Annotated in this window: 34 protein-coding genes; 19 read left to right on the top strand and 15 right to left on the bottom strand. The window is 44.1% G+C overall.

Features of this window, described 5'->3' with window-relative positions; translation table 11 throughout:
* Window positions 1-132: 132 nt before the first annotated feature.
* The 4 genes from DP120_RS13905 (at window position 133) to DP120_RS13890 (ending at window position 2,620) form a co-directional block, all read left to right on the top strand.
* Window positions 133-1,074, top strand: a complete 942-nt coding sequence (locus DP120_RS13905) for an aminoglycoside phosphotransferase family protein (protein WP_240612021.1) — start codon at window positions 133-135, stop codon at window positions 1,072-1,074.
* A 67-nt stretch (window positions 1,075-1,141) separates the two neighbouring features.
* Complete coding sequence (locus tag DP120_RS13900) at window positions 1,142-1,690, top strand: TraR/DksA C4-type zinc finger protein (RefSeq protein WP_112224274.1); 549 nt, start codon at window positions 1,142-1,144, stop codon at window positions 1,688-1,690.
* Between the two features lie 115 nt (window positions 1,691-1,805).
* Window positions 1,806-2,156 (top strand): nuclear transport factor 2 family protein, encoded by a 351-nt coding sequence (locus DP120_RS13895; protein WP_112224273.1) that lies wholly within the window; start codon window positions 1,806-1,808, stop codon window positions 2,154-2,156.
* Between the two features lie 65 nt (window positions 2,157-2,221).
* On the top strand, window positions 2,222-2,620 hold the full coding sequence (locus DP120_RS13890; protein ID WP_112224272.1) for a thiol-disulfide oxidoreductase DCC family protein: 399 nt from the start codon (window positions 2,222-2,224) through the stop codon (window positions 2,618-2,620).
* Between the two features lie 375 nt (window positions 2,621-2,995).
* Here DP120_RS13890 and DP120_RS13885 read toward each other — a convergent pair whose 3' ends face one another.
* Window positions 2,996-4,198, bottom strand: coding sequence for a DUF3238 domain-containing protein (locus tag DP120_RS13885; RefSeq protein WP_112224271.1), 1,203 nt, complete (start codon window positions 4,196-4,198; stop codon window positions 2,996-2,998).
* 161 nt (window positions 4,199-4,359) lie between these two features.
* On the opposite strand from DP120_RS13885, the gene DP120_RS13880 reads away from it, so the two are divergent.
* Window positions 4,360-4,752 (top strand): hypothetical protein, encoded by a 393-nt coding sequence (locus DP120_RS13880; protein WP_112224270.1) that lies wholly within the window; start codon window positions 4,360-4,362, stop codon window positions 4,750-4,752.
* A gap of 79 nt (window positions 4,753-4,831) precedes the next feature.
* On the opposite strand, the gene DP120_RS13875 is transcribed toward DP120_RS13880, so the two are convergent.
* Entirely contained in the window at window positions 4,832-5,329 is a 498-nt protein-coding gene (locus DP120_RS13875; protein WP_112224269.1) for a metallophosphoesterase family protein, read from the bottom strand.
* 149 nt (window positions 5,330-5,478) lie between these two features.
* Here DP120_RS13875 and DP120_RS13870 point away from each other — a divergent pair, with 149 nt between their 5' ends.
* The 3 genes from DP120_RS13870 (at window position 5,479) to DP120_RS13860 (ending at window position 7,166) form a co-directional block, all read left to right on the top strand.
* Entirely contained in the window at window positions 5,479-5,766 is a 288-nt protein-coding gene (locus DP120_RS13870; RefSeq protein WP_112224268.1) for a hypothetical protein, read from the top strand.
* A gap of 69 nt (window positions 5,767-5,835) precedes the next feature.
* Window positions 5,836-6,372: a dihydrofolate reductase family protein gene (locus DP120_RS13865; RefSeq protein WP_112224267.1), complete on the top strand. Its 537-nt coding sequence runs from the start codon at window positions 5,836-5,838 to the stop codon at window positions 6,370-6,372.
* A gap of 167 nt (window positions 6,373-6,539) precedes the next feature.
* Window positions 6,540-7,166, top strand: coding sequence for a cell wall hydrolase (locus DP120_RS13860; protein WP_233569580.1), 627 nt, complete (start codon window positions 6,540-6,542; stop codon window positions 7,164-7,166).
* A gap of 66 nt (window positions 7,167-7,232) precedes the next feature.
* Here the strand turns inward: DP120_RS13860 and DP120_RS13855 are convergent, their stop codons facing one another.
* Window positions 7,233-7,604, bottom strand: coding sequence for a PaaI family thioesterase (locus tag DP120_RS13855; protein ID WP_112224265.1), 372 nt, complete (start codon window positions 7,602-7,604; stop codon window positions 7,233-7,235).
* A 267-nt stretch (window positions 7,605-7,871) separates the two neighbouring features.
* Here DP120_RS13855 and DP120_RS13850 point away from each other — a divergent pair, with 267 nt between their 5' ends.
* Both DP120_RS13850 and DP120_RS13845 read left to right on the top strand, forming a co-directional pair.
* Window positions 7,872-8,495: a cell wall hydrolase gene (locus DP120_RS13850; RefSeq protein ID WP_112224264.1), complete on the top strand. Its 624-nt coding sequence runs from the start codon at window positions 7,872-7,874 to the stop codon at window positions 8,493-8,495.
* A 117-nt stretch (window positions 8,496-8,612) separates the two neighbouring features.
* Window positions 8,613-9,047 (top strand): hypothetical protein, encoded by a 435-nt coding sequence (locus DP120_RS13845; RefSeq protein WP_112224263.1) that lies wholly within the window; start codon window positions 8,613-8,615, stop codon window positions 9,045-9,047.
* 60 nt (window positions 9,048-9,107) lie between these two features.
* Here DP120_RS13845 and DP120_RS13840 read toward each other — a convergent pair whose 3' ends face one another.
* From DP120_RS13840 to DP120_RS13825, 4 genes are all read right to left on the bottom strand, one after another.
* On the bottom strand, window positions 9,108-9,917 hold the full coding sequence (locus DP120_RS13840; protein WP_233786004.1) for a carbohydrate ABC transporter permease: 810 nt from the start codon (window positions 9,915-9,917) through the stop codon (window positions 9,108-9,110).
* Window positions 9,918-9,931: 14 nt separating this feature from the next.
* Window positions 9,932-10,807, bottom strand: coding sequence for a carbohydrate ABC transporter permease (locus tag DP120_RS13835; protein WP_112224262.1), 876 nt, complete (start codon window positions 10,805-10,807; stop codon window positions 9,932-9,934).
* Window positions 10,808-10,811: 4 nt separating this feature from the next.
* Complete coding sequence (locus DP120_RS13830) at window positions 10,812-12,080, bottom strand: ABC transporter substrate-binding protein (RefSeq protein ID WP_112224261.1); 1,269 nt, start codon at window positions 12,078-12,080, stop codon at window positions 10,812-10,814.
* Window positions 12,081-12,233: 153 nt separating this feature from the next.
* Window positions 12,234-13,091: a dimethylarginine dimethylaminohydrolase family protein gene (locus DP120_RS13825; RefSeq protein ID WP_112224260.1), complete on the bottom strand. Its 858-nt coding sequence runs from the start codon at window positions 13,089-13,091 to the stop codon at window positions 12,234-12,236.
* A gap of 127 nt (window positions 13,092-13,218) precedes the next feature.
* On the opposite strand from DP120_RS13825, the gene DP120_RS13820 reads away from it, so the two are divergent.
* The gene (locus DP120_RS13820) at window positions 13,219-13,641 is read left to right on the top strand and encodes a GNAT family N-acetyltransferase (protein ID WP_112224259.1); all 423 of its coding nucleotides are present in this window, start codon (window positions 13,219-13,221) and stop codon (window positions 13,639-13,641) included.
* 65 nt (window positions 13,642-13,706) lie between these two features.
* On the opposite strand, the gene DP120_RS13815 is transcribed toward DP120_RS13820, so the two are convergent.
* Both DP120_RS13815 and DP120_RS13810 read right to left on the bottom strand, forming a co-directional pair.
* Window positions 13,707-14,084 (bottom strand): nucleotide excision repair endonuclease, encoded by a 378-nt coding sequence (locus tag DP120_RS13815; protein WP_112224258.1) that lies wholly within the window; start codon window positions 14,082-14,084, stop codon window positions 13,707-13,709.
* A gap of 80 nt (window positions 14,085-14,164) precedes the next feature.
* Window positions 14,165-14,812, bottom strand: a complete 648-nt coding sequence (locus DP120_RS13810) for an SDR family oxidoreductase (RefSeq protein ID WP_112224257.1) — start codon at window positions 14,810-14,812, stop codon at window positions 14,165-14,167.
* 167 nt (window positions 14,813-14,979) lie between these two features.
* Here DP120_RS13810 and DP120_RS13805 point away from each other — a divergent pair, with 167 nt between their 5' ends.
* The gene (locus DP120_RS13805) at window positions 14,980-15,264 is read left to right on the top strand and encodes a DUF6509 family protein (RefSeq protein WP_112224256.1); all 285 of its coding nucleotides are present in this window, start codon (window positions 14,980-14,982) and stop codon (window positions 15,262-15,264) included.
* A gap of 44 nt (window positions 15,265-15,308) precedes the next feature.
* Here the strand turns inward: DP120_RS13805 and DP120_RS13800 are convergent, their stop codons facing one another.
* On the bottom strand, window positions 15,309-16,040 hold the full coding sequence (locus DP120_RS13800) for a SurA N-terminal domain-containing protein (protein ID WP_112224255.1): 732 nt from the start codon (window positions 16,038-16,040) through the stop codon (window positions 15,309-15,311).
* Between the two features lie 151 nt (window positions 16,041-16,191).
* On the opposite strand from DP120_RS13800, the gene hisC reads away from it, so the two are divergent.
* Window positions 16,192-17,301 (top strand): histidinol-phosphate transaminase, encoded by a 1,110-nt coding sequence (gene hisC, locus DP120_RS13795; RefSeq protein ID WP_112224254.1) that lies wholly within the window; start codon window positions 16,192-16,194, stop codon window positions 17,299-17,301.
* Window positions 17,302-17,412: 111 nt separating this feature from the next.
* Complete coding sequence (locus DP120_RS13790) at window positions 17,413-18,339, top strand: NAD(P)/FAD-dependent oxidoreductase (protein ID WP_112224253.1); 927 nt, start codon at window positions 17,413-17,415, stop codon at window positions 18,337-18,339.
* 34 nt (window positions 18,340-18,373) lie between these two features.
* On the opposite strand, the gene DP120_RS13785 is transcribed toward DP120_RS13790, so the two are convergent.
* Entirely contained in the window at window positions 18,374-19,108 is a 735-nt protein-coding gene (locus DP120_RS13785) for a YwaF family protein (RefSeq protein WP_112224252.1), read from the bottom strand.
* Window positions 19,109-19,262: 154 nt separating this feature from the next.
* Between DP120_RS13785 and DP120_RS13780 the strand changes: the two genes are divergently transcribed.
* Both DP120_RS13780 and DP120_RS13775 read left to right on the top strand, forming a co-directional pair.
* Window positions 19,263-19,562 (top strand): hypothetical protein, encoded by a 300-nt coding sequence (locus tag DP120_RS13780; protein ID WP_112224251.1) that lies wholly within the window; start codon window positions 19,263-19,265, stop codon window positions 19,560-19,562.
* A gap of 146 nt (window positions 19,563-19,708) precedes the next feature.
* Complete coding sequence (locus tag DP120_RS13775; RefSeq protein WP_112224250.1) at window positions 19,709-20,077, top strand: nuclear transport factor 2 family protein; 369 nt, start codon at window positions 19,709-19,711, stop codon at window positions 20,075-20,077.
* An 83-nt stretch (window positions 20,078-20,160) separates the two neighbouring features.
* Here the strand turns inward: DP120_RS13775 and DP120_RS13770 are convergent, their stop codons facing one another.
* Genes DP120_RS13770 through DP120_RS13760 form a run of 3 tightly spaced genes read right to left on the bottom strand, consistent with a single transcriptional unit; the run spans window position 20,161 to window position 22,580 of the window.
* The gene (locus tag DP120_RS13770) at window positions 20,161-20,733 is read right to left on the bottom strand and encodes a 5' nucleotidase, NT5C type (RefSeq protein ID WP_112224249.1); all 573 of its coding nucleotides are present in this window, start codon (window positions 20,731-20,733) and stop codon (window positions 20,161-20,163) included.
* A 13-nt stretch (window positions 20,734-20,746) separates the two neighbouring features.
* The gene (gene ribD / locus DP120_RS13765; RefSeq protein ID WP_112224248.1) at window positions 20,747-21,835 is read right to left on the bottom strand and encodes a bifunctional diaminohydroxyphosphoribosylaminopyrimidine deaminase/5-amino-6-(5-phosphoribosylamino)uracil reductase RibD; all 1,089 of its coding nucleotides are present in this window, start codon (window positions 21,833-21,835) and stop codon (window positions 20,747-20,749) included.
* Complete coding sequence (locus DP120_RS13760; RefSeq protein WP_112224247.1) at window positions 21,822-22,580, bottom strand: GTP cyclohydrolase II; 759 nt, start codon at window positions 22,578-22,580, stop codon at window positions 21,822-21,824. Before DP120_RS13760 ends, ribD begins: the two co-directional genes overlap by 14 nt.
* Before the next feature lie 257 nt (window positions 22,581-22,837).
* Here DP120_RS13760 and DP120_RS13755 point away from each other — a divergent pair, with 257 nt between their 5' ends.
* A complete protein-coding gene (locus DP120_RS13755) occupies window positions 22,838-23,335 on the top strand; it encodes a ferritin (RefSeq protein WP_112224246.1) in 498 nt (165 codons plus the stop codon).
* A gap of 101 nt (window positions 23,336-23,436) precedes the next feature.
* Here DP120_RS13755 and DP120_RS18515 read toward each other — a convergent pair whose 3' ends face one another.
* On the bottom strand, window positions 23,437-23,610 hold the full coding sequence (locus tag DP120_RS18515) for a hypothetical protein (protein ID WP_165843809.1): 174 nt from the start codon (window positions 23,608-23,610) through the stop codon (window positions 23,437-23,439).
* Between the two features lie 58 nt (window positions 23,611-23,668).
* Between DP120_RS18515 and DP120_RS13750 the strand changes: the two genes are divergently transcribed.
* On the top strand, window positions 23,669-24,400 hold the full coding sequence (locus DP120_RS13750) for an ABC transporter ATP-binding protein (RefSeq protein WP_112224245.1): 732 nt from the start codon (window positions 23,669-23,671) through the stop codon (window positions 24,398-24,400).
* Window positions 24,397-25,149: an ABC transporter permease gene (locus DP120_RS13745; RefSeq protein ID WP_112224244.1), complete on the top strand. Its 753-nt coding sequence runs from the start codon at window positions 24,397-24,399 to the stop codon at window positions 25,147-25,149. Before DP120_RS13750 ends, DP120_RS13745 begins: the two co-directional genes overlap by 4 nt.
* The last annotated feature ends 187 nt before the right edge of the window (window positions 25,150-25,336 follow it).

Here is a 25,336-nt window from a genome sequence, read left to right as displayed (position 1 = left end):
ATATAAAAAGCATACCCGCACGGCCCTTGTATAAACGCTGGTGCACATGGCAATGGCTGAGAAATGAAGTCTGGATTAATGTAGTATAAGATAAAATGGAGAAAAAATATCAACTTCGGCAGTGAGAAAGCGGTGAGGTTTATCGATATCCAAAATTTAAGTCAACCGACTCCGGAAAGTATTGGATGGGTGGAAGCAATTATTAAAAATCCAGTGGAAACAGCTGGGATAAAGAAGTTGCAAGGGGGCACTTCTTCGCTTGTTTTTGAAATACCTTTTAAAGAAAAAGGACAACAAGAAAATTTAATCCTTCGGCTCTTTCACAAAGAAGACTGGTTGGCGATGGAACCGGATTTGGCCAGACATGAATCTGAAAGTCTGCAGCAAGCAGCTTCAACTATAATGCCTTCTCCGGAAGTGATCGCCTTTGATGAGACTGGGGAGAAGTGTGGAATGCCTGCAGTGTTGATGACCAAATTGCCGGGAGACACTATTTTTCAGCCTTCTGACATGGATGATTGGCTGGATAAGATGGCTGAATGTTTAACCAGGATTCATCAGCAGAAAGCCGAAAACTTCGAATATGAGTATTTTTCCTATAACGATGCGTTAAGGTTGGAGAAACCGTTGTGGTCTAAGTTTCAGGATGATTGGATGCGTGCGTTTTATATTGTAGCAGGAGTCCGTCCGCAGGCAGATTTTTGTTTTATACACCGCGACTATCATCCGGGTAATATCCTTTGGCAGGATGGGAAGATAACCGGTATTGTGGATTGGGTGAATGCCTGCCGCGGTCCTGTGGGAGTGGATATTGGCCATTGCCGGGTGAATTTGACCCAATTATACGGCCTCTCCGCAGCAGATAAGTTTCTGGAAGCATATATCAAATATGCAGATGACAGTTTTCGATACGACCCTTACTGGGATTTGTTGTCTTTAACGGATACATTGGATGGTCCGCCAAAAGTATACAGAGGATGGACAGCACTTGGCATGACAGGCTTGTCTGATGAACTGATCCGCCACCGTCTTGACGAATACTTGCTGAGTTTACTTGAACGCTTTGATGATTAGGCAGACAGGTTTGATTTCTCTCAATTAGGAAATATACAGAACAAGTAGTTTTTGAGGAGGAATCGGCATGACTGATCAACAAATGAAACAATTGAAGAAACAATTGACTGACCAATTAGAGACTTTGGAAGATCGTGTAGAGCATACAGAGGAGTTCGAAAGAACGGAACTCTCAAATTATGATAATCATCCAGCGGATAATGCGACGGATCTCTTCGACCAGGAAAGAGGGATGGCATTGACGCAGTTTAAAGAAGAGGAAATAGATGATATCAAAGCTGCTCTGGCAGCGATGGAAGAAGGAACATACGGAAAATGTGCTGTTTGCGGAAAAGAAATACCGTTTGAGCGGATGGAAGCCCTTCCTACTGCATTGACCTGTATAGACCACGCGGATGAAGAACTTGATATGGAAAGCCGCCCTGTCGAAGAGGAAGTGCTGCAAGGATCAACTGATCAACCGGTCGAAAAAGAGGACGGAAGAGTCCGTGACTTCAATAACAGCTTTGAAGATGTTGAAGATTTCGGCTCTTCTGATGGACCACAGGATCAGCCGGGTGACGATGAGCAAATGGGTGACTTTTACGATGGTGAAAATGAAAACGATAAAGATTAAAAAATGCTCCGGTCAAATGTGACCGGGGCATTTCTTATTCCATCAATAAAGGGTATTGTTTATTTATATAAGGGAATTAGATATTTCCCGGGAAATATCACAGGGGGGATCCATAGTGAATGATTTGAAACGTGAAATCTATGAATTGGAATGCCGGCATATTTCGCCGGATGTGCGAACATCGAAAGTTAAGCTGGCGGAAGTGCTGGATGATGAATTTTACGAGTTCGGCAGCAGCGGCGGGATAATCCAAAGATGGGAATACGATGGCGACCATCCATTAAGTCCTGACCATATGGAGCTTTCTGAATTTAAAATACATCAACTTGGCAAAGAGGCGGTTCTGACGACTTATCGCATCGAAAATAAAACAACCGGCAAAAACACAAACCGCAGTTCTGTCTGGAAAAAACGGGAGAATGGATGGAAGTTATTTTTCCATCAGGGAACTGTAGCGAAGCCTTAGTGTTTAGGAAGAAACGAGAAAGGCTATTTATATGGTTAAGACGTTTTGCAGAGGAGGAAAATACAATGGATCATGCAATAGTGCTGTTTGACGGCGATTGCAATTTTTGCGATTCGAGTGTCCAATTCATTATTAATCACGATCCGGCAGGCTACTTCCAATTTGCATCGCTGCAAAGTGAAATTGGCGAAAAGCTGGCACGTGAACATAATATTCCGGAAGATGTCGATAGCCTTGTACTTATAGAAGATGGGAAAGCCTATGTTAAGTCTGAAGGGGCACTCCGAATTTCACATCATTTGACTGGCTTATGGAAATTGGCATACCATCTTCGACCGTTTCCAGCAGCAATTCGTGATGGCGCTTATGATATTATCGCCAATAACCGGTATAAAGTATTTGGTAAACTGAACAGTTGTATGTTGCCGCCCCCCCATATACGCAAACGATTTTTGGACAAGTAGAAAATGAGAGCCTGCACCCGAAAAGCAATTGCTTTTCGGGTGCAGGCTCTTTTAATTGAGAAGGTTTGTTTAGTTGTTTCATAACTGAACAGGCACTTCCGCTTTTCTATTGTCCAGACTCCTGCGGCCCAGCTCTTCGGGTCATAAGCCAGTCCAACTGCCGTAGGATAAAGGCTGCTCCTGCATCGCTGCGCTAGCTTCGTCGCAAAGAGATGGGCCCATAAATCTTGGGCCATCTCTTCACAGTCGCTTTTCTTTGTCCAGACTTCTGCGGCCCAGCTCTTCGGGTCATAAGCCAGTCCAACTGCGCGGCCAAGGCCACTTCGTTGGTCTGTCTTATGCCTTTCAGAGCTGAACGGCCGTTTCCGCTTTTCTTTACTCAAAATTCGAAATACGCCAATACTGGCTGGCAATGGGACCGGCCATCCAGGACAAACCTTTGTCTTCGGCTTCATGGATTTGGCCCCAATCAGCATTGCGTCCGGTTTTCAGGTAAACTTCGTGGTTGGGCGCCTGGTCATGGTTGCCGATAATGTCGTAGACACCTACTCTGTAGAAATTGGCGGCCATCTGGTAATCGATATCAGGGGAAGCCACCAACGGGTTGCCGACGGAATGCTTCAGATCGATTGCTATCTTATGGTGATCCTCTTTGACTTCTTTTAATTCGATACCGTCCGAAGAAGCAACATCCGCTTTACGGAATTTTTTGCGCCAATTATAGGCAATGGTCGTTCCGACATCTTTGGCACAATCGACTAATGCACCGTCCTCTGTAAAGCGGACATTCAGGTCGACGCGGGTTCTGTATTCTTTCGACTCTGGATCGAAGCTGCGTCCGTCTCCCTTGAAAAAACGGTTCAAAGATAATGGATTGGGGTTGGGAAGAATTTCTTCTCCCAGGAATGTCAAATAACGCAGCTGCCATTCCGGCTGCTGGATATGGTCTTTTTTAGTCGGCTGTTCAGCAAGCAGCTGCTCACGGCTTGCAACGCGTTTGATGATCCAAAATTCTTCCATCGCCGCTTTTTCCTGGGACGATCTGATATTGACTGCGCCAAAAAATGTAGCCAGCAGGGATTTCCTGTGCTTCTTATCTTCTTCGGATCTTTCAAGCGGGCGTTTGGCTTGTATCCAATACGTATAGGCTTTCTGTCTGTCGGCTTTTAAATCAGTAAACTGATTTTTTTCTGTGGTGGCCAGCAACTCGCCATCGCGGTATATATCAAAGCTTGTAATTCCTTCAATTGCACCCCACGCAATCGCAATTTTTGAATCGGAAATAATCGTGCTTACCGTAATTTGCTGAAGCTGATTAACAAAATCATCAAGGTAATTTTCGGTTCCTGTCTGCAATTTAATCCGGTCGATGACTCGTCCTTCCAGATCCAGTCTTTCAATCGTATAAATGTACAACTCTCCTGGCGTTAGCCCTTCATCTTTGAAAGAGTTTTCTGTTCCTTTATAAATTACTTTTCCATCCCGTTCAATCCGGCAAGTTCCACCGGTATTAGTCCAGATGAAAAAAATAGAGGTATCAGTTTGTTCCAACAATTCCACTTCCAGTCGTATTGGCATAAAGAACCTCTCCTCACTTGATATTTTCTCTTCAATACCCTGAATCCGAAATGACTGAACCTCGAATTAGTAAGAATGAAACATTTGTAACAGAAATAAAACAATTATAAAGGCTTACTGACTGTATAATATAGGTAATTACAATAAACGGAGGCGTTTGTATGGCACATCCGGCAAAAATGCTCAAAGAGTTAAAAGAACTTAAGCCTGACGCTTCAATTGAATATTGGATTTTTGGCATTTTCCATACAAGCCGCTCTGATAAGGTTGATGGATTCAAAGGCTTGCTTGCAGCCAGCAAGGAAACAGTGATTTTTAAAAGTGGTGGAAGTGGAGAAGACTCTTACATAATGGAAATTCCGCTAAAAGAAGTTAAAGACGTGCAAGCTGATTTAAACGGCACTGTAAATATGATTATTAACCTGATTGATGGAGGCTATATGGAGATGTCTTTTATTTCGCGCGGAGCGCCAAAGGAATTCCTGAGCTTTCTGAAAACACATGGTGAAAATTCACAAGATGAGCTTCCAACGATTGAGAATTCAAAGAAATAATACAAGCGCTGAGAAAGTGCACATTTTTAAGAAAACCGGACCTCTAAATAAGAGAGATCCGGTTTTTGTGTTTGAAGTTTTATTCTTTATCAAAGAAAACGTGCCGCAGATTCCATTCTTCTCCGATTTCCAGGATGCCAAAAGAGTATTGCTGCTGCCGGCGCTTGTCAGTTGGAGAGCCCGGGTTGAATAGAGTTACTCCGTTAACTTCTTTTTTTATCGGAATATGGGAGTGGCCAAAGACGACCAAATCGACCCCTTCATCAATAAACGTTTCGAGCGCGCGCTGTTCTGTAGTTTTACTTGCACCATCTCCGTGAACCATTCCTATTTTCAGATTTTCCACCGTAAGGATTTTCTTCTTGCCGAAGCGATCGAGTATTTCCCACGGATCAACATTTCCGGCTACTCCTATAGTTTCAGCGTAAGCAGAGAGTTCGAAAAATACATCGAGATTTTGCCAGTCGCCGGCATGTAAGATTAAATCGGCTTCTTCACAAGCATTTAAAAGAGTTTTGGGGAGCTGTTTCGCTCTTGCCGGTATGTGGGTATCAGATAAAATTACAATTTTTTTCATCGGCTATGCCTCCAATAAAATGAATTTAACTTACTGTATCAAATAGTTCGTACTAAGTCTAAGTGGTGTGTTACAGAACTGACATGGTTAACATTTGGGAAAAAGGGAAAATACACATTACAATGTTAGACTGTTATGGAGGGATTAAAATGAGAAAGCAAAGTATCAACAAAATGGTTTTTGCCGGCACCGCGTTTGCCGGTGGCATTATCCTCTTTAATAATATACGGAAAAAGAATGGGAAAAGAGTTTGGGTTTATGAAGACAATGATATGCGAAACAGTGTTACGGTAGACCGTGAAGAAAGTGTAAATGCCAAATATGATGATGCGGAAAAAGGGCTCACACAATTGGATGCTGCTTACCGTTCAGAGTGGCAGGCCAATGGCTTTCCACAGACGCACCGGGAACTTGAAAATTTAAAAGCAAATAAATAAGCAGTAAAAAAGGGTATGGGGCCGTATGCGGTTAAGTCGGCAGCTTTCAAAATCAGGAGGCGTTGAAAAATGGATACTGAACGAAAAATTGTCTGCTATATAGCCGAAAGTCTGGATGGCTATATAGCGACAGAAGATGATTCTCTTGACTGGCTCTTCAAAGTCGAAGGCGAGGGTGATGCCGGGTATGCGGATTTTATGGAGACAATTGATACTGTTGTTATGGGAAGAAGAACATATGACTGGGTAATGGAAATGGAAAAGGGGGAGTATCCTTATGAGGAGCTCAAATCCTATATTTATTCCAAGTCCGTAAAAGACGGCAGTCCTGCACGTGACATCGAATTTACAGACATGGACATACCGGCTTTTGCGGATAAGCTTAAAAGCGCCCCAGGTAAAAATATATGGGTCATCGGCGGATCGGAATTATTGGCCGGTTTCATGGATGCCGGTTTGGTAGATGAATTTATCATTTCAATCGCACCTGTTGTAATCGGCAGTGGAATCCCCTTGTTTAAGAAGTCCAATCTAATGACTGAATACAAGCTGAAGGATGTTAAAAGGTATGGGGAATTCGCGCAATTGCATTATATCTCAAAGTAAAAGCCTTATCATCAAGAGAGGAATCCTTGCTGTAAACAGCAAGTTATTTCCCTCGAATTAAAAATAAAATGTTTAGATCTATTTTCATAGGGAATTTCTATCTAGAGGACAAAACTATCCGTGTGCATTTTTACAGGCAGGAAAGTTTTTTAGAATGGAGAGAAACCATGAAAATTTTGAATCAAAACATATTTGGTGGAGCGGTTTTGGCCGTTGTTTTTTTATGTTTGCCATTAGCGGAAGCGCAAGCGGCTCAACATAGAATTTCAGGGCCGGGAGTGGATAACGGGGAAGAAATTCGGGAGCAGTTGGCACGAATGGGTTATTACGATGAAGACGTAACGGGATATTTTAATTTCATTACAAGCAACGCAGTCACAAGGTTCCAAGAAGACTATGGACTGCCCACTACAGGCATCGTTGGCCCGATGACGCAGATGAAACTCGAAAATGTTGAAATGATGGCGAAGATCGTTCATGGGGAAGCCCGAGGGGAAAGTTTTATCGGTAAAGTAGGGGTAGCGGCTGTGGTGTTGAACCGCATCGAATCACCGGATTTTCCGGATAGTACCGAAGAAGTCATTTTTCAGCGCAATGCCTTCACTGCTGTGATTGATGATCAATATTTATTGACACCGAACAGAAGCGCTTATGATGCAGTAAAAGAAGCGATGGACGGAGCTGACCCGACCATGGGAGCGGTTTTCTATTACAACCCAGCGGGGGTCACCGACGACTGGATATTTTCACGGACGGTCCTCACCCAGATTGGCCGTCATTTCTTTGCGGAGTAAACACATGCAGCCAACAATTCATATGGAACACAAAAGGCCACCGGGAAGTGGTCTTTTTTTAATCCATCATTTATTGAAGAGAACCGCTTTTGCTTTTGTGATGACATGGTCTTCGTCGTCGTAGATCAGGCAGTCGGCATGAATGAGATTGCGTCCTTCCTTTACAGCAAAAGCGCGGGCAGTCAAGACTGAAGATTTGCTGCTTTTTAGGAATGTCACATTCAAATCGGCGGTCACTGCCTGCTGCCGTCCTTGTTCATCAGGAGCGACCGTGTTGCATAAAGCGACTTCGGCAAGCGTGGAAATGATGCCGCCGTGTATGAGTCCGGCGCTGTCGATATATAACTCTTTGATTGGCAAAGTCACCTTTACACTGTTTTCTGTTGTTCGTTCGTATTCCATTTCAAGAAACTTATCGAATGGCTGGCGGATGAACATAGCTGGAGCCTCCTTCAACACTTCTTTATTCTCTACAATCCTTATTCGCCTTAAAGATCCTTGATTCCTTTTTACTGAGATAAGCCATACCATATGATCATTATGGAGCCCTTGAAAAGTATTGAAATTCCATTTGTTTATGTAAACCAGCCTTTCGTACTTTTTTGTCAAACAAATTAAGGAGGTCTGTTGGATACATAAAACCAAGTTTTAAATTTATACTGATTAGAATAAAAATATAGTTTATTGAATGAAGGGAGAGAAAAAATGAAATTTGTAAAAGCATTTTTATTCACAGCAATGGTATTCGCATTTTTAAGTTTTTCTCAAACAGAAACGAAAGCTCATTTTCCGGATCTCCATACCGGAATGGCAGGGGAAGAAGTAACCGCCCTTCAAAGGGATTTACAGAAACTTGGCTATTTCCACGTGGTGCCCACCGGTTATTTCGGCGAAATTACAAAAAACGCGTTAATCGATTATCAGAAGGATTTTGATGTTCCGGCAACAGGTTATTATGGGCCGTTAACACAAAGCAGAATGGCGGAAACAGAAATTATGGCACGCGTAGTCCACGGTGAAGCGCGTGGTGAAAAATATGTGGGAAAAGTGGCAGTCGCAGCGGTCATCTTAAATCGTAAGCAATCTTCCCTTTTCCCTGATTCTATCGAGAGTGTAGTTTTTCAGAGAAATGCCTTTACGGCAGTCAATGACAAACAGTATTATCTCGTGCCGGACAGCTCAGCTTACCGGGCTGTGAAAGATGCGGTAAAAGGCTGGGATCCAAGTTATGGAGCGACTTATTACTATAACCCGAGCGGTGTAACAGACAGCTGGATCTTTTCACGGACAGTCATAACGAAAATAGGCAAGCACGTTTTTGCCAAATAAGTAAAGAGTCCTGCCCGATCCATTAAAGGCAGGATTTATACTGGCTCAAAGCCTATTGCTCTGCAGCGCTCTCTATTATAATGAAGCCAGAGCTTAAGAAAGGCGGAAGATAGAGAGATGTATACGGTGATCTTGTATGCTCATATATTAAGCGCGGCATTATCAATCGGACCGTTTTTTGTACTGGTTCTACTGGTCAAACGGATCAGAGAAGCGGATACGCAGTACTTATCCGGTCTGATTGCGACGTTCCGTTCCGCTATCCGGCTGGTGATGCATGCTGGACATGTATTGGTTGCAACGGGTGTGCTGCTGATCTGGCAGGGTCCTTGGTCCTGGCATTCCCCGTGGATTCTGATGACGCTCGCCGTGATGTTTTCTTCGGTATTTTTCCTTGCGCGAGCTTTTTCGCCCGTGCTGAAAAAGTTCGCTGAACCGGAAGCGGATCACCCCGCATTGGCCGAAACGCTGCAACGTTCACTGTGGATTTACATATTGCTGTTATTGCTGATGCTGTGGTTCATGGTGGATAAACCAACTCTATGGCAATAAACCAAAAACTGATGTCTCGCCTCTAAGTGGGCAAGACATCAGTTTTATTTCGATAAAAATTCATCCTTTCAATGCGCCTGCTGTCATGCCTGCGACAAAGAAGCGCTGCAGGAAAACATAGGCGATGACCATCGGAGCGGATGCGATGATGACACCGGTGAACAGCATCGGGTAGTTTGTTGAATACTCGCCTTGGAATTCAAGCAAGGCAAGCGGCAACGTTTTATAGGCGTTGTCAGTAATGAACAGCAAAGGATACAGCAAATCATTCCAATGCATGACAAAAAGGAAAATGGCTGTTGCGGACAGGGAAGGCAGGGAAAGCGGCAATGCCAATTTCGTATAGATTTGCCAATTTCCTGCACCGTCTATTGTTGATGCTTCAAATAATTCTTTCGGCAGCGTCTTCATAAAGCCTGTCAGGATAAAAACCGCAATAGGCAAAGTGACCGCGATATTGACAAGGATTAAACCAAGCAGGCTGTTCGTCAAATTCAAATCCAGCATCAGCGAATACAAAGGCACCATATTGACCTGTGCCGGCACCATCATACCGAGTGTAAACAAGCCGAACAGGATATTGCCCATCCAATTATTCAATCGGCTAATGCCAAAAGCGATCATGGAAGCGAAAAATAAAGTCAAGAAAACGGAACACAAAGTGACGATGGTACTGTTCATAAAATACCCGGCCATTGTTTGTTCCTCGAAAATTGCGCTGTAATTGCTCCACTGGAAACCATCTTCAGGCAGTCCGAGCGGGTCTCTGAAAGTCTCCTGCAATGTCTTAACAGAAGTGAGGGCAACCATCAGCAGCGGTATTAAAATCAGTAACGCATAGACTGCCAACGAAAATTTCCGGAATAACAAAAAATCCCCTCCTTCTAATAAGAAATCCGGTCAGACCGCAAAGCTTTAAATTGCAAGAATGTGATGAATGCGATGATAATCATGAACAGAACTGAAATCGAGCTGGCGTAGCCAAAATTATAACTTCTGAAAGCAACATCAAATATATACGTGGCAATGATTTCTGTTGAATTATTCGGCCCGCCGCCTGTCATGGCAAACACCAGGTCAAATGCTTTAAAGGATTGGATGGTCGTATAGGCGATAACGATAGTGGCGGAAGGAGCGAGCAGCGGCCATGTGACTTTTCGGAACGTCTGCCATTTGCTTGCCCCTTCAATTTTTGCCACTTCATAGAGGTCTTCCGGAATCGCCTGCAGGCCGGCGACAAAAATAATCAGCATCTGGCCGGCATGAAACCAGATTTGGGTGATGGCCAAAGAATAGATGGCAATATCGGAATTTCCAAGCCAATTCTGCTGAAGAAAATCAAGGCCAAGCAATCCCAGAATCTGATTCAGGATTCCTAAAGACGGATCATAGATAAATGACCAGATGAAGGCGACCGAAACGGATGAAAGAATTGTTGGGAAAAAATACAGCGCCCTCAAAAATAAATTGGTTTTTGTATTCTTTAATACAATCATGGCGAACGCCAGAGCCGCCAGTGTTTGGAAAATAACGACCATCAGCATGAACTTCAAGTTATTGCCGACAGTTTTCCGGAAGACCGAATCACCGGTCAATGCCCGTTCATAATTCCCGATGCCGACAAATTGATAAGCATCACTCAGGCCGTCCCAATCGGTAAAGGAATAGAACAGGGCGCTAACAGTTGGATACAGGAAAAAGATGCTGTAGAGAAACAGCCCCGGTAAAAAGAATAGATAAATCGTCTTTGAAATCCTCATTCAGCTATTCCAGGTTTTCTTCGACAATTTGTTGTGCTTCTTCTGCCGCTTCCATCGGGTCGGCGCCTCCAAGTACATTTTCAATGGAGCTCAGGACAGCCGCTTCAACTTGAGCGTTGGTAATAAGGAACCGGGGCTGGAACCGTGTTTTTCTTTCATCAATCCAATAAGCGGTGTTCTGCAGCACTTCAGATTCGTATTCTACGTCGTTCACCGTCAAATGCTGACCGGTTTCATTGGCATACTGTGAGGCGATTTCAGGTCTGCTAAGGAACCGGATGAATTCTTTTGCCTGCTCTTTTTTCTCGGAGTTGCTGTTGACTGCCAGCATGAAAGTGGCGGTATTAATGCCTTCGTATTCGGCTTCACTTTCTTCAACTGTAATAGGAGCCATCAAGTCGAGCTCAAGTTCAGGGTTCAAATCAAGAAGGGAGGCCATGTGATAGGATCCGGTTGCGAGCATAGCAGCCTCTTCGTTGGCGACCATTGCCATGGCAGAGTCCTGGCTGGTGCCGAGAGCATCCGGCTGAATATAGCCTTTTTGTTCAAGGAGCTGGAAATCTTCAAGTGTTTTTACCCACCATTCGTTGGTGAGGGATTCTTCGCCGTTCTGCAATTTTTGGAAAACATCTTCATCGGGTGCATTGTTCATCATCATGCTGTTCATGAATTGGTTGGGCCCGATATCAGCACCTGGAAACGCGATAGGTGTGATGTCATTTTCAAGCAAGGTATCAGCCATCTCCTGAAACTCAGTCCAGCTCTTAGGCACTTCCAAGCCGAGCTCATCGAACATGCCTTTATTATAAACAGGCATATTGAATACTAATTGGTAAGGCAACGCCAATTGCTGGCCATCCTTTTCGCCCACCGTAATCAGGCTTTCGTCGAAGTTCCCGACGAAATCTTCTCCGCTGAGGTCTTCAAAAAAACCGGCGTTTGCAATCGCTTCAAACTGGGCGCCCGGGAAAGATGTAAACACATCGCCTGTCGAACCGTCCGTCAGCATACGCTGGCCGGTCGCCTGGTATTGTTCAGAAGGATAGATATTCATCTCGACACCGATTTCAGGATATTCTTCTTCGAATTGGGCAATGATATCATCAAAAACTTCTTTGTCTTCTCCGCGCCAATGAATAAAGCTGATTTGCGTGCGGTCTTCTGATCCGTTTTCACTTTCAGAACTGCTGTCCGGACTCTCGCCGGCGCAGCCAGCCAAGGTTAGAAGAGGGATGAGGAAAAATGCTGGGATTGAACTTTTTTTACTGATCATTTCGAAATCCTCCCTTTTTATATTTATGTATCCTTATTACAAGTTATACCGTAAATCTGCTTTAAATGACAGAATAATTAGATTTATATAGATTCTTTTCAGTTATACGGACATGAAAAAGCACAAGCTTTAGGGCTTGCGCTTTTTTCTTCTTCATTCTTCCCGTATAAGTGGAAGCGTACAACAGCGGAAGGCACCGCCGGACTTGATGATTTCAGAAAAATCGACTTCAATGACCCGAAAATCATTTGCCCTAAGCAAGGCATTTACTTTTGTATTCTGCGGCTGGCTGAATACCCTGCGATCGCCAATCGACAGTACATTTGTGCCTAGGGCAAATTGTTCCTGTTGATCGACAGGCAACAGGGTATAGCGGTTTGATAACATGTCGATTGTTTCTTGATCAAGTGCTTCTTCATAGATTAAAGCTTCGGTTGGAGAGAGGATATTGAAGACGCAATCCAAGTGAAGATACTTTTCATCAAAGGAAATCGGGATGACTTCAAATTCAGGAAGTTTCTTTTGTAATTCATCAACGGCATTTTTGCATGTACGGCTGCTGATTCCCACAAAAACAGTGTCGCGGTCAATTAGCACATCGCCGCCTTCGACCCGATTGCCTCCCAGTGCTTCTGGCTGAAAATCATTCTTAGTAAGCCACTTCTGCAGAACACCTTCTTCGCCTTGGCGAATTTCTGAAGCCATTTCAGCAATATAAACGGTATCACCCACGGTAAAACCGATATCACGGGTAAAGACCTGCTCGGGGAACGCCTCGGAGGGGTTCAGCAAATCCGTTTCCACGCCTTCATGCTGCAGAGCCTCAAGAAATTTCTTGTGTTGCTGCATTGCTTTTTCCGTATTGATATTTTCTTCCTGGTAACTTTTTTGTACATCGTTGATAACATCTTTTATTTCCATATATTCCGGCGGGCATAGCAAAACACGGCGCAAAGAATCGTATTCGCTTTTACACCTGGCCGATGGGGAAGATTTTGTGAATGCTGACATAATAGTTTCCTCCAAAATTTCTAGTTATTACTAATGTTATTCCCGTTTTAGGAGTGAATTAAAACCTGTAAAATGAGAAGATTGGGTAGAGCAGTGGAAGAAAAAGAAAGTGGAGGAGAATTTCAATATGAAAATCACACAGCAGGAAGTTCAAAAAGATCGGGATTTCATACGTCAGAAAGTGGTCGAACACAATAAAAACAGTTTGCCGGAACAATGGGAAAGCCCCTACGGCAATAGCAGTTTCATAGCAAGGAATGATGAAGATGAAATTATTGGAGGAATTACCGGAACTTATTTTTGGCGGCATATGCACATCGATTTTCTGTGGGTCGACCCGGCTCAACAGGGCAGTGGGATTGCTGCAAAATTGATGGCTGAGATGGAGCAGTTTGCACGTGAATTGAAGTGCAGGCTGATGACAGTGGATACATTCAGCTTTCAGGCTCCCGGTTTCTATCGCAAACAGGGTTTCCGTGAGTTCGGTAAGCTGGAAGATCATCCTGCGGGCCACAGCCAGCATTATTTTGAAAAGCGGCTGGTTGAGTAATTACAATGGAAACGCATATTATGGAATGAAAAAACGGACACCCATGGGGTGCCCGTTTTTCTTAATTATTCTTGATAAAAGACTTTATCTACGTTGTATTTCGCTTTTTGCGTGTTGATCAGGTAGGTTTCGTAAATTTCACGTTCCATCGGATCTTCCACAATGGATACAGTGATGCGGTGTACTTCGTCACGGTGGTTCTTAAGTGGCGAAACATTATCCTCAAAATGCTTTTTCACACGTTGGCGCAATTTGCGGGCTTTGCCGACAAACAGCAATTCGCCGCTGTGGTTGAAAAATTGAATGATTCCGCCTTTATCACGCGGAATTTCATGAAGGTCGATAAAGCCGTATAATGGCTTGATAACCGCTTCGTCGCCTGTAACTTCCTGTTTGCGCTGTGTAATTGTCACATCCGCTTTTGGTGGTTGAATATTAATCATACTTATCACGTCCTCTATTATCGTAATGCTCATTTTAACACAAAAGAGAGCGGAAATCCATCCGCTCTCAGGTTGCTTTATTAGACGGTCCCCAATTGGTTTTCCGCGTCTTCTTCGCCTTGCAGGATTTCAAATACTTTGCCGTATGTGTTTTCGCGTTCCAATACGTCTACCAGTACATGTGCCACATCTGCACGCGGAATTGAACGGCCTTCCATCGATTCGAAGCCTTGTGCTGAAACTTCGACTTTTCCGGTCTTCTCATCATCAGTCAAAGCACCAGGGCGAACAATGGTGTAGTCCAGATTAGTGGCTTGCAGAATCTCATCCGCGCTGCGCTTGGCAACGAGGTAAGGCTTCATCGCTTCACCGCCTGCATCCGGATTGTCCGATCCCATCGATCCGAGTTGGACAAACCGTTTAACACCTTTATCTTGAGCATATTTAGCTGCTTTTACAGAACCCCATAAGTCGATTGTCAATGTTTTGTCCGGACCTGTTTTTGGACCTGAGCCGGCAGCGAAAATTACTGCATCAACGTTTTCGAAGGCATTGCTGAAGTCTTCCTCTAAATCTGCCAATACTACTTTGGAAGCTCCAAGTTCCTCCATTTTCGCTTTTTGCTCCTCTTTTCGAACCATTGCAACAGCGTTATGATTTTTTTCAGCCAATTCTTTCACTATATTTCTTCCTACTTGTCCATTTGCTCCAATTACTAAAACATCCATTACATGTCCACTCCTCTAATTATCATGATTTTATTATTATTCCCTCTTCTTTATTGAATAAACAATATAAGGGGATAGTAAACATATGATGAAAAGAGCATTTTCCATTAAAGCTGTTAATAAGAAGAAGAACAAGCTAGAATAGAGATAAGACGGAGGTGGACCATATGGAAATTACCGATTTTACATTTCACAAAATCAATGATCCAACAGGAATAATGGAAAGCGATCGTTACGAATTTTTGCTGACTGTTGAAGTGGATGAAGATGATGAACTCTACACAGAAGCGGGTCTGGACCTGCGTGTCATCATGGCTGCCGATGACAATGGAGCTCGCATCGCACATTATAACTTCATGGATAAGCAAACAGGAAAAGCGATGGAATTTGCCCTTGAAGACGATGAAGAAGCTGAAGTGCAGGCATACTGCCGCGACAAACTTTCATTGTAAGAAAAAACCTCCAACCGACCGGGTTGGAGGTTTTCTTATTTAGGTTAGATTTTCACTTCAACATCAGCCGCTTTCCGCAACTCTTCGATGCGGTCATAAACGGCTTGCTTTTCGTTTTGATCCTCCAAGGATTGGAGGATCATAGGTTTCATTTCTTCGAATTCGGGTGTTTCTCCTTCAGTGGAATCCACATAGCCCTGATAGGCCTCTTTTAGATCTTCCTCTGTTACTTCAGCGCCTTCGATTTCTTTTGCAAGATAGCTTTCGTAGATCAATTGATCCCGCAGCTGCTGTTTCATATCATCCAGCGTAAAACCGGTTCTTTTAAGCGCTATATTCATCTGCTCTTCATTTTCGAATTGATTTTTCAGGTCTTCAAAACGTTGTTCCAGTACTTCTTCATCCACCTCGTGCCCTTTTTCAATGGCATCCTGGATGACCAATTTATTGCCTACTATGACAGAAATGGCTTGTTCTTTCACTTGCTCCGCAACTTCCGGATCATCCGCTTTTTTGCCTTGTGTGGCAACAGAGCTTTCAAGTTGGCGGGCTACGCTATTATAGACAGTGCCTTTGATTTCTTCACCGTTTACGATGACTACTACGTCATCGGCAGCCGGCAGGTCAAGATCCGTAGCAGGGTCATCGACTACAGTTTCCGAAACTGCTTCTGATTCCGCTGGTGCAGGTGTTTCTTCTGCTTTATCTTCGTCTGAACAAGCACCAAGCAACAGCAGCAAAGAAAGGGGCAAAGCCATTAATTTCATCTTTTTCATCGTGCAATTCTCCTCTTCGAATCGTTCTCGTTAAAGTAAACCACATTTGTGGGAAGGTTACAAATACTTCCGTATTATCTAAGATACAAAAAGATGGTATGATTAATTAATTATTTCTTTCAATAATAATAACCATCATGGGGGAATTCGAATGACGAACAGCAGCAATATTAAAACACGCAAAACGCTTGATGTGATCCAGCCGTATTCACCAGGAAAACCGATATGGGAAGTTCAGAAAGAATTAGGGCTCGACCGTGTCATCAAAATGGCTTCCAATGAAAACCCGCTGGGCCCGTCTCCTAAGGCCGTCAAAGCTATACAGGAAAGCCTCGCTGACCTGAACCGCTACCCGGATGCCGATGCCAGTGTCTTGCGGCAGGCAATTGCCGAGCAATACGGTGTTGCAAAACAGCAGGTTATCACGACAAACGGAGCTGATGAATTGATTACGCTCATTTCTGAAGCCTTTTTAGAACAAGGGGACGAAATTATTGTGCCTTCTCCGTCATTCAGTGAGTACGATTTCGGAGCGCATATTATGGGAGCGGTCGTAAAACAAGTGCCTTTCAATGAAGGTTTCCAATACAATGTGGATAAACTGCTCGAAGCAATTACTGAGAAAACAAAAATTATCTATATCTGTTCGCCGAACAACCCTACAGGCACTTATATTGCCAAAAAAGAAATGGCGCGTTTATTGGCAGAGCTGAAAGATATATTGGTGGTATTTGATGGGGCCTACAGCCAGTTTGCTGATGAAGAAGATTATACGGACGGTCTTGAATTTGTAGCTGAGGGACAACCTGTAATCGCTTTGCAGACCTTCTCTAAAATTTATGGCATCGCCGGTGTCCGAATCGGTTTCGGCATCGCATCGGAAGAAATCATCAAGTCCATCCTGAAAGTGAAAGAACCTTTCAACGTCAATACATTGGCGCAAATTGCAGCGTCGGCAGCAATCACTGACACGGAGCACGTCACTGCATCCTTCAATGCCAATAAAAAAGGACGCAATTTCCTGTATAAGAATTTTGAAAGACTCGGGCTGCATTATACCGAAACAACTGCCAACTTCATCCTGGTTCAAGTCGGGCCGAATGGAGAAGATATTTATCAGCAACTGATGGCCAAAGGCATTATTGTTCGCTACGGCAAGACATGGGGCTTGCCTGAGCATATCCGTGTAACAATCGGTACAGATGAAGAAAATGAATTTTTCATCGATACATTAACGGAAATTTTAAATCCATTAAAATAAATAAAGGCCGGTTCCTGTTTTTCAGGAATCGGTTTTTTTGTTGCGTTTTTTGGTTGTTCTATAGAAAGTTTATGAACTGGAAGATAAGGGAAAACCACGGAAAAAGCTTTAATGGAAGAGGTGGAAGGCTTGATATATGATTGTGCCATAATTGGCGGAGGACCAGCGGGATTGAGCGCAGCTTTGGTGCTCGGCCGTTCGAAACGAAATACGCTGTTGTTTGATGACGACCACGGACGTAATCTGGTGACGAGAGAAGCGCACGGCTTTTTGACACGCGACGGCATCCAACCGGAAGAATTGAAAAGGCTCGGACGGGAAGATATTGCGAAATACGACTGTGTGCAAATAAAGAAAAAACGGATTACCGATATTAAGCGCATCACCGAAAGTCATTACCAGCTTGATACCGAAGACGGCGATACTTTTCACAGTATAAAAATCATTATTGCAGCAGGCTTGAAAGAAGAATTGCCGAACATCCCGGACATCGAAAAATTCTACGGCACGAGCCTTTTCAGCTGCCCTTATTGTGATGGATGGGAACTCCAAAACAAACCATTGGCCATCATCGCTGATAAAATGGTATTCAAGTTAGCGAAAGAAGTATATACCTGGAGCAAAGATCTTGTCGTCTTTACCAATGGCATTGGGCGACTGGAAGAAGGGGAAAAAGCCAAGCTGCAGGCAAAAGGAATAACAGTCCGTGAAGAAATTATTGATGGCTTGGAAGGTGAAAACGGACAATTACGTAGCGTCAGACTTGAAGACGGTACACTGGTGGATCGGGAAGGCGGGTTTACCACTCCATTATGGAGCCATGCGACGCCTTTTGCCAAAGAGCTTGGCTGCAAGCTGAGTGAACACGGCGGCATTTTGACGGATGATTACGGCCGGACAAACGTCTGGAATGTCTATGCTGCCGGTGATGCTTCCTTGATCGTTCCTTCCCAGCTGGTGATAGCAGCGGGAGAAGGCAGCGCGGCAGGCATCGGTGTCAACGGAGACTTGACGAATGAATACTTTGATAAGGAATGATATTCGCTATATAAAAAACAGCAAAAGACTCTCCTTAGGAGAGTCTTTTGCTGTTTTTATTGATATAACGGTTCCACAGGAAATTCTGGAGCAGAAAAAGCAGCAAAGCAGTGATGCCTAAATTCAGGTAATACCAGATGCCGTCTCCGAAAAAACTTAAAGGTGTCACGGTATTCGGAAGCTGCATAAGATACAGATAGTTTGCATCGGTCAAGGGGTTTACCAGGAATCCGATGACAAGTGCATAGCCAACCAGCAGAAAAAACACTTTAAAGACGGAACGCAGTGTAATGGTGTCGGGTTTTGCGAGAGCCAAAAACAGGCAAGCCCAAGGAATAGCAGTGTGGTGGACAAAGAATTTCCAGAACCGGAAATGGTGATAATCGTATGGCAAGTCAGGTGTGACTAAAGCAAGAAATGAAGGGACAACACCGATATAAAAGGAAATTTGTATCCAGCTTCGCTGCATGGTCAATAAGCCGATCATGGCAGTAATGGAAGCAATCCCGCATAGATGGAGCGGAACGTGTCCGGCAAAATTCCATATCCCGTTTGAAATGGTCCAATACTGATAGGACACCTCGGATACTAATAATAACGAAAAAAGAATCCAGCGCAGGACTTGAAAGGGCCGGGAATCCGGCACTAAACGTTTCTTGAGAGCAATAAGCAGGATTATCCCCAGTAATGCCACTGCAAGCACAGTCAGATGGCTGGTCGAAAAGGGCGTAAAATAATGTTGGGAGTTTGTTCCGAACCAACTGTCCATGAGCCTTGCTCCTTCATCGATGTGATTTGTGTGAAAATTGTATCATTTACTCTATCATGCCGTCTATCTGCTTTTTTACAACCCGAGTTGGTTGCTTTGATGTTCAAAAATGGGGTAGACTTCATTAAAAGAGTCAAGGGAGGCTTCCGGAGAAGTGGAACAATCAAATCTATTGTCTACTATCACTTATGTCAATACGGAACGTTCCATTGAAGCGGGCGAGTTAAAAATCACCAAAAGCGAGTTCGACCTTCATCTATATGAAGATGTCCTCGTGTCTCCTACTGCAACCTTAAATTTGACCAATGTCTGGGATATCTCGTATAAAACTTTTTCGGATGATGCGAATCTTCTTTATTTGCATACGCATAGAGGCGTTGTCACCTATAATGTGCCTAATGATCCGCGGACGTTCGTTACTGTTTTCAAAAAAATAAAGAATGCCGATTACTGAATGTGAATGCATACAAAAGCTGCCAAAACCATTGGCAGCTTTTTCTATGGGAACGTTTTGGCTGGCGGTACAAAGGGAAATGTAATAACGGATGCTGGCCGCATAAAACGGGTTTGGAAATCTGACTCGAAAAGGGAGTGGGACGGATGACAACCAATATCGAAACGGCAGACAAATGGATAGAAAATGTGAATGCAAAAGATGTAGCTGCTGTGCTGAAAATCTCGGACCGCAATATCGAGTTGATCGGTCCGATGGGGGCGTCAGCGGGACATGAGACGCTTGCCGAATGGGTGAAAAATTCCGGCATCAGCCTTTCGACACAGTCGCGCTACGCCAAAGGCCATTGTGTTGTTTATGAACAGGAAGGCAGATGGGAAAATGAAAACGGCCAGGTCATGGTCTACACATTTATGGAAATCAAAGAAGGCAAAGTTAAAAGGATTGCCCGTTTTGATACGCTGGATGAAGCCTTCGGCTATTGTGGGATGAGCGAAGAAGATTTAGTGGAATGAAAAACAGTTTACAACTTTAAAAACGGTCTGGAAATCCAGACCGTTTTTAAAGTTGTACAGGTATCATTGCCGCAACATGCGGCTTATTCTATTTCTTTTTTTATCAACTGGTGCAGTTCTGCCCAGTCGCTGAAGCGCGGAAGATTCATATGCCGGTTATAGGACTGGTCTCTGACAAAAACATTTAATCCATCGCGTGCCAAAGTTTCAAGCACTTCCGGCTTGTCATCAAAATAATAATCCAGTTCGAGTTCTTCGATGATCTTCACTTTTTCTTCGTCTTTCATCCCGCAATAGAAACGTTCGTCCTGCACCGGGAATCCCTGCTTTTTCAGCCATGCTTTTGTGTCTTCGCCATGCTTCGCCGAACGCGCCGTAATATAGTAGATTTCATGTCCTTCGGCGTTAAGCTGCTGCAGCACCTCAATTGCGCCAGGATAGGCAGGGCAATCAGTGTAATAAATATAATCCACTGACTTCTTCCACATAGCCTTGCCTTCTTCATCGGTCATGCCGAATGCTTCGTGGATTTCCACGCGGTCAAGTTTATGGAACACATCAATCGCAACTTCCTGCTCTAATTGTTCCTGATAATAATGAAAAGCATATTCCCTCAAATTAATTAAAGTATCGTCTACATCAAAACCGAATTTCATATTCTTTAATTCCTCACTTTTCAGGGTAACCGGTAAATTTAAAGTCTTTGCCGATTTTTGTAAATTCTCCGTCCACCAAGTCGACTGCATCCTTCATCAGCTCAAATCCGCGGCCTTCAAGGAAGGTAGGGGCGTTGCTGCCGCCGACAAGCTTCGGCGCGAAATACAGCACCACTTTGTCAATCAGCCGATTTTCCAGAAATGTGGAATTGACAGTGCCGCCGCCTTCGATAAACAGGGAAGAGATCCCGTTTTCACCAAGAATGCGCATCAGATCGTTAACATCGGTTCGCGTTTCGCCCGAAGTTTCAAAAATACGGATGCCGGCCTGTTCAAGCTGTTCTTTTTTGGAGCGGTCGTATGTACGGCTGGTGAAAATCCAAGTTTCGGCAGCGCCGTCCACAACCACTTTGACATCCAACGGCAAGCGCAGGGAAGAATCGAGAATCACACGAACCGGGTTGCGGCCGTTCGGAATGCGTGCAGTCAGTTCAGGGTCGTCTTCTATCACTGTGCCGACGCCGACAAGAATCGCCATATGTTCGCTGCGCAATTCGTGGACATCCCGGCGCGCATCTTCAGATGTAATCCATTTGCTGTCGAGTGAGTGGGTCGCAATTTTCCCGTCGAGTGTTGAAGCCGCCTTTAAGGTAACGAAAGGCCTTTTAGTGGTAATGAATTTATTGAACACTTCATTCATTTTAAGAGATTCCTGTTCCCGAATACCGGAAACGACTTCGATGCCTGCATCTTCCAGCATTTTCACACCATTGCCGGAGACTAGAGGATTTGGATCCAGAGCGGCAATCACGACTTTTTTTAGCCCTGCATCGATGATTGCCTGCGCACACGGGCCGGTCCGCCCGAAATGGGAACAAGGCTCCAGCGTCACATAAATCGTACCGCCGCGCGCCTGGTCGCCTGCCATCCGCAATGCATGGATTTCTGCATGGGGTTCACCCGCTTTTAAATGGGTTCCGACACCGACAATCCGGTTATGGTTCACAATTACTGAGCCGACGAGCGGGTTGGGATCTGTTTGCCCTTTCATGGTCCGCGCATTACTCAGAGCAAGGTCCATATAAAATTCATGACTTGGCATGGACGCTGTCCTCCCCTTTGATATGGCCGGAACGTTTTACTTTCGTATCGAGATAAGCGGCGTTGTATTCGGATTCGTCCCCCCATAATGAAGTGCGTGAAGCAATCGACAAACCGGCTTTTTCTATAGCATCCACTTTTTTTGGATTATTCGTCATTAAAGTTACAGGTTTTGTGCGCAAGGCGCTTAGCACAGCGATTGCATCATCGTAACTTCTGGAATCATCCACGAATCCAAGGCTTTCGTTGGCTTCGACCGTATCATAACCATTTTCCTGCAGGACATAGGCCATCGCTTTGCTGAACAAGCCGATGCCGCGGCCTTCGTGGTTCGCCAGATAGAACAATGCGCCGCTGCCATGCTGGGCGATGCGTTTCATTGACTGTTTCAATTGGAAACCGCAATCGCATCTTTTGCTGCCGAAAATGTCCCCTGTGTGGCAGATGGAATGCATGCGGATCAATGCGTCTTCGCTATTTTCGAAATCTCCGTAAACCAATACGCTAGATTGCTGATATTCAGCAAGATTGGCTGAAGAAAGCTTTTCAATGATTTTTTCGTAGTCTTCTGTGACTTCTTCAAGGTTGAGCCAGCAATACCAATTGAAAATGATTGTATCTCCGTCCAGGTTGACAGGCAGTTTAATTGGCCCGACAAGGTAAATAGCACCTTCCTGTGACTTGATCATTTGTATTTTATCTTTTAAGACCGCAAACACCTGCGGTTCCAGTTTCATCTGTGTCATTTGGATTCCCCCAATATAAATCTGTAATAAAAACATCGTACTACATTCAGTTACTAAAAGTAAGTAAAGAGTTCCCTTGAAATCAAACTATTTTTACAGACGATAATAATTATCGATTAGAAGAAGATGTATAGGATTATAAATGATTATCATTATCAATTGAAAACATATATTCTCAATTACTTTCTTTTGTTTAAGGGGTATGGTATATTGTCTACATTAGAATAATTATTATTTAGAAAAGGGAGGAATTGTACATGTTACCTGAAAAACTTACAAATGCGTTGAACGATCAGTTTAATAACGAATTGCAGGCAGCCCATGCCTATACGGCAATGGCAGCTTATTTCTCGAAAAAAGGATATCACGGATTTGCCAATTTCTATTTGGTGCAATCTCGCGAAGAGCATTTCCATGCTATGAAGTTCTATCATTACTTGACTGCAATGGATGAAAAGCCGGTGCTGCAAAGTTTGGCTGAACCAAAAAATCACTTTGTAAGCGCAATTGATGTTCTTGAAAGTTCATTGGCGCAGGAAAAAGATGTAACCAGCAATATTTATGCATTGGTGACATTGGCGGACGAGTTGCAGGAGCATGCGACTTTATCTTTCCTTGACTGGTTCATAGAAGAGCAGATGGAAGAAGAAAAAACATTCCGCGATATTATAACGCGTGTTCGAGGCATCGAAGAAGGCGGCGAGTACTTCCTGAAAATGGATGACGAATTCGCAACGCGGAAAATGGAAGAGTAAGAAAGCTGAATAAGTAATGAGATAAAACAGCACACTGCTGACTGTGTGCTGTTTTTCTTTTAAGGTTAAGAAGGTATACACTTATTATGTTTGAAAAAGCGTTAAAACGAGCGGATTTCTGTCCAGGCTCCAGCGGCCCAGCTCTTCGGGTCATAAGCCGACTCAGCTGCCGTGGCAAAAGACGCCACTCTGCTGATCGGTCTAAGCCCGTATTGCTCCTGCATCGCTGCGCTAGCTTCGTCGCAAAGAGATGCCCCAAATTGCATTTGGTCCATCTCTTGCCTGTCAGAGCTAAACGGGCGCTATCGCTTTTCTTTTAAGGGAGGGAAACAGGTGACGACGGATTACAAACCGGCCATCCATTTTAACCATGTGGATTATTCTATAGACGGCAATAAAATATTGCGGGGGATAACAGGCTCTTTTCCGGAAGGCAAAATTACGACACTCGTTGGCCCGTCAGGTGCAGGCAAGACAACCTTGCTGAAGTTATGCAACGGCTTATTGTCGCCTGAATCCGGCGAGATTTACATTAAAGATAAAGGGATTGACAGTTTTGAACCCGTCGAGCTCCGCCGGAAAGTCGGCATTGCATTGCAAAGCGCTCCGATGGTCAGTGGCACAGTTTATAAGAACCTAGCACTTCCAGTGGAATTGCGTGGAGAAAAATACGACAAAAAAGAAGCGGAAAGCCTGTTGCGTGATGTTGGACTGGACGAAAAATTTTTGGACCGGAAAGTTACGGATCTTTCAGGCGGGCAGCAGCAGAAAGTTTCCATTGCCAGAACGCTGGTCAATAAACCGGAAATTTTGCTGCTCGATGAAATTACTTCTTCACTGGACCGCACTTCATTGAAGGAAGTGGAAGAATTGATCACCTTGATCAATCGGAAATATGGCACAACCATCATTTGGATTACACATAACCTCCAGCAGGCGCTCGACATAGGGGACTATACCTGGGTGATGATGGACGGTGAAGTGATCGAAACCGGGGAAAGCGAATTATTGCGGTCACCGGCCAACGACCGGGTGAAATCATTTGTTCAGGGGGGAGCGCAATGACTTATCTAACGTTATCGATTACGCTGATTTTTGTTGTGATTCCGCTCGTCCTCTCCAAAACACTGAATCTCGGACTTGAACGGGATACCATTATCGCCACCGTCCGTTCAATCATCCAGTTGCTGCTTGTCGGCTTCATCCTGAAATTCGTTTTTGATTCGGAAAGCCTTCTATATATCTTCCTGATGGTGACATTGATGATCGTCGCCGCTACGCATAACGCGAGGAATAAAGGCGCTTCCATCAAAGGGATCACCTGGAAAGTGGCTGTTACGCTTATTTTTGTTGAAGTGTTGACTCAGGGGATTCTGATCGGACTGGATATTACACCGCCTACAGCCCAGTACATTATCTCAATCAGTGGTATGGTCATCGGCAATTCGATGGTGCTGTCGATTCTTTTCCTTAATCGGTTTACGGCGGAAGTTGAATCCCATCAGGATGAAACGGAGTTGGTTTTATCGCTTGGCGGAACGCCGAAACAGGCCATCCATACCCAATTGATCAATTCCATCAAAGCCAGTATGATTCCGACGATTGAAAGCCAGAAAACGGTGGGGCTTGTGCAATTGCCCGGCATGATGAGCGGCCAGATTATCGCAGGTGCCGACCCGATTCAGGCTGTGCAATTCCAGTTGCTGATTATGTTCCTGTTGCTGACAACAGCATCCGTCACCAGTGTGATGCTCGGCTTCTTATCTTATCCAACCCTTTTCAATCAACGGATGCAATTAATTCAGAAAAGCTGACCTTTTAGGTGGGCTTTTTTCTATATTAGGACTTTTAGATTCAGCAGGTGACAAAAGTCCTCCTAATAGTTGGATAATATTTAAAATTTATGGAATATAGAACTGTTTTTAACTTTTTGCTCTTTCTTTATTGACCGGTCGGTATGTTAGTGATTTAATTATCATTAAATTAAAAATATTTAATTAA

Origin of the sequence: Planococcus halotolerans (genome assembly GCF_003289955.1) — a bacterium.
GTDB lineage: Bacteria > Bacillota > Bacilli > Bacillales_A > Planococcaceae > Planococcus > Planococcus halotolerans.
This window is presented reverse-complemented; position numbering and strand designations above follow the sequence as displayed.

Coding starts and splice junctions, on each gene's coding strand:
- DP120_RS13755 (WP_112224246.1), top strand. CDS start 22,838: ATGTTACCTGAAAAACTTACAAATGCGTTGAACGATCAGTTTAATAAC.
- DP120_RS13815 (WP_112224258.1), bottom strand. CDS start 14,084: ATGATTAATATTCAACCACCAAAAGCGGATGTGACAATTACACAGCGC.
- DP120_RS13810 (WP_112224257.1), bottom strand. CDS start 14,812: ATGGATGTTTTAGTAATTGGAGCAAATGGACAAGTAGGAAGAAATATA.
- DP120_RS13825 (WP_112224260.1), bottom strand. CDS start 13,091: ATGTCAGCATTCACAAAATCTTCCCCATCGGCCAGGTGTAAAAGCGAA.
- DP120_RS13885 (WP_112224271.1), bottom strand. CDS start 4,198: ATGCCAATACGACTGGAAGTGGAATTGTTGGAACAAACTGATACCTCT.
- DP120_RS13805 (WP_112224256.1), top strand. CDS start 14,980: ATGGAAATTACCGATTTTACATTTCACAAAATCAATGATCCAACAGGA.
- DP120_RS13820 (WP_112224259.1), top strand. CDS start 13,219: ATGAAAATCACACAGCAGGAAGTTCAAAAAGATCGGGATTTCATACGT.
- DP120_RS13855 (WP_112224265.1), bottom strand. CDS start 7,604: ATGTTCATCCGCCAGCCATTCGATAAGTTTCTTGAAATGGAATACGAA.
- DP120_RS13835 (WP_112224262.1), bottom strand. CDS start 10,807: ATGAGGATTTCAAAGACGATTTATCTATTCTTTTTACCGGGGCTGTTT.
- DP120_RS13800 (WP_112224255.1), bottom strand. CDS start 16,040: ATGAAAAAGATGAAATTAATGGCTTTGCCCCTTTCTTTGCTGCTGTTG.
- DP120_RS13775 (WP_112224250.1), top strand. CDS start 19,709: ATGACAACCAATATCGAAACGGCAGACAAATGGATAGAAAATGTGAAT.
- ribD (WP_112224248.1), bottom strand. CDS start 21,835: ATGCCAAGTCATGAATTTTATATGGACCTTGCTCTGAGTAATGCGCGG.
- DP120_RS13790 (WP_112224253.1), top strand. CDS start 17,413: ATGGAAGAGGTGGAAGGCTTGATATATGATTGTGCCATAATTGGCGGA.
- DP120_RS13845 (WP_112224263.1), top strand. CDS start 8,613: ATGTATACGGTGATCTTGTATGCTCATATATTAAGCGCGGCATTATCA.
- hisC (WP_112224254.1), top strand. CDS start 16,192: ATGACGAACAGCAGCAATATTAAAACACGCAAAACGCTTGATGTGATC.
- DP120_RS13875 (WP_112224269.1), bottom strand. CDS start 5,329: ATGAAAAAAATTGTAATTTTATCTGATACCCACATACCGGCAAGAGCG.
- DP120_RS13745 (WP_112224244.1), top strand. CDS start 24,397: ATGACTTATCTAACGTTATCGATTACGCTGATTTTTGTTGTGATTCCG.
- DP120_RS18515 (WP_165843809.1), bottom strand. CDS start 23,610: ATGGACCAAATGCAATTTGGGGCATCTCTTTGCGACGAAGCTAGCGCA.
- DP120_RS13830 (WP_112224261.1), bottom strand. CDS start 12,080: ATGATCAGTAAAAAAAGTTCAATCCCAGCATTTTTCCTCATCCCTCTT.
- DP120_RS13785 (WP_112224252.1), bottom strand. CDS start 19,108: ATGGACAGTTGGTTCGGAACAAACTCCCAACATTATTTTACGCCCTTT.
- DP120_RS13870 (WP_112224268.1), top strand. CDS start 5,479: ATGAGAAAGCAAAGTATCAACAAAATGGTTTTTGCCGGCACCGCGTTT.
- DP120_RS13865 (WP_112224267.1), top strand. CDS start 5,836: ATGGATACTGAACGAAAAATTGTCTGCTATATAGCCGAAAGTCTGGAT.
- DP120_RS13760 (WP_112224247.1), bottom strand. CDS start 22,580: ATGACACAGATGAAACTGGAACCGCAGGTGTTTGCGGTCTTAAAAGAT.
- DP120_RS13900 (WP_112224274.1), top strand. CDS start 1,142: ATGACTGATCAACAAATGAAACAATTGAAGAAACAATTGACTGACCAA.
- DP120_RS13850 (WP_112224264.1), top strand. CDS start 7,872: ATGAAATTTGTAAAAGCATTTTTATTCACAGCAATGGTATTCGCATTT.
- DP120_RS13880 (WP_112224270.1), top strand. CDS start 4,360: ATGGCACATCCGGCAAAAATGCTCAAAGAGTTAAAAGAACTTAAGCCT.
- DP120_RS13860 (WP_233569580.1), top strand. CDS start 6,540: ATGAAAATTTTGAATCAAAACATATTTGGTGGAGCGGTTTTGGCCGTT.
- DP120_RS13770 (WP_112224249.1), bottom strand. CDS start 20,733: ATGAAATTCGGTTTTGATGTAGACGATACTTTAATTAATTTGAGGGAA.
- DP120_RS13890 (WP_112224272.1), top strand. CDS start 2,222: ATGGATCATGCAATAGTGCTGTTTGACGGCGATTGCAATTTTTGCGAT.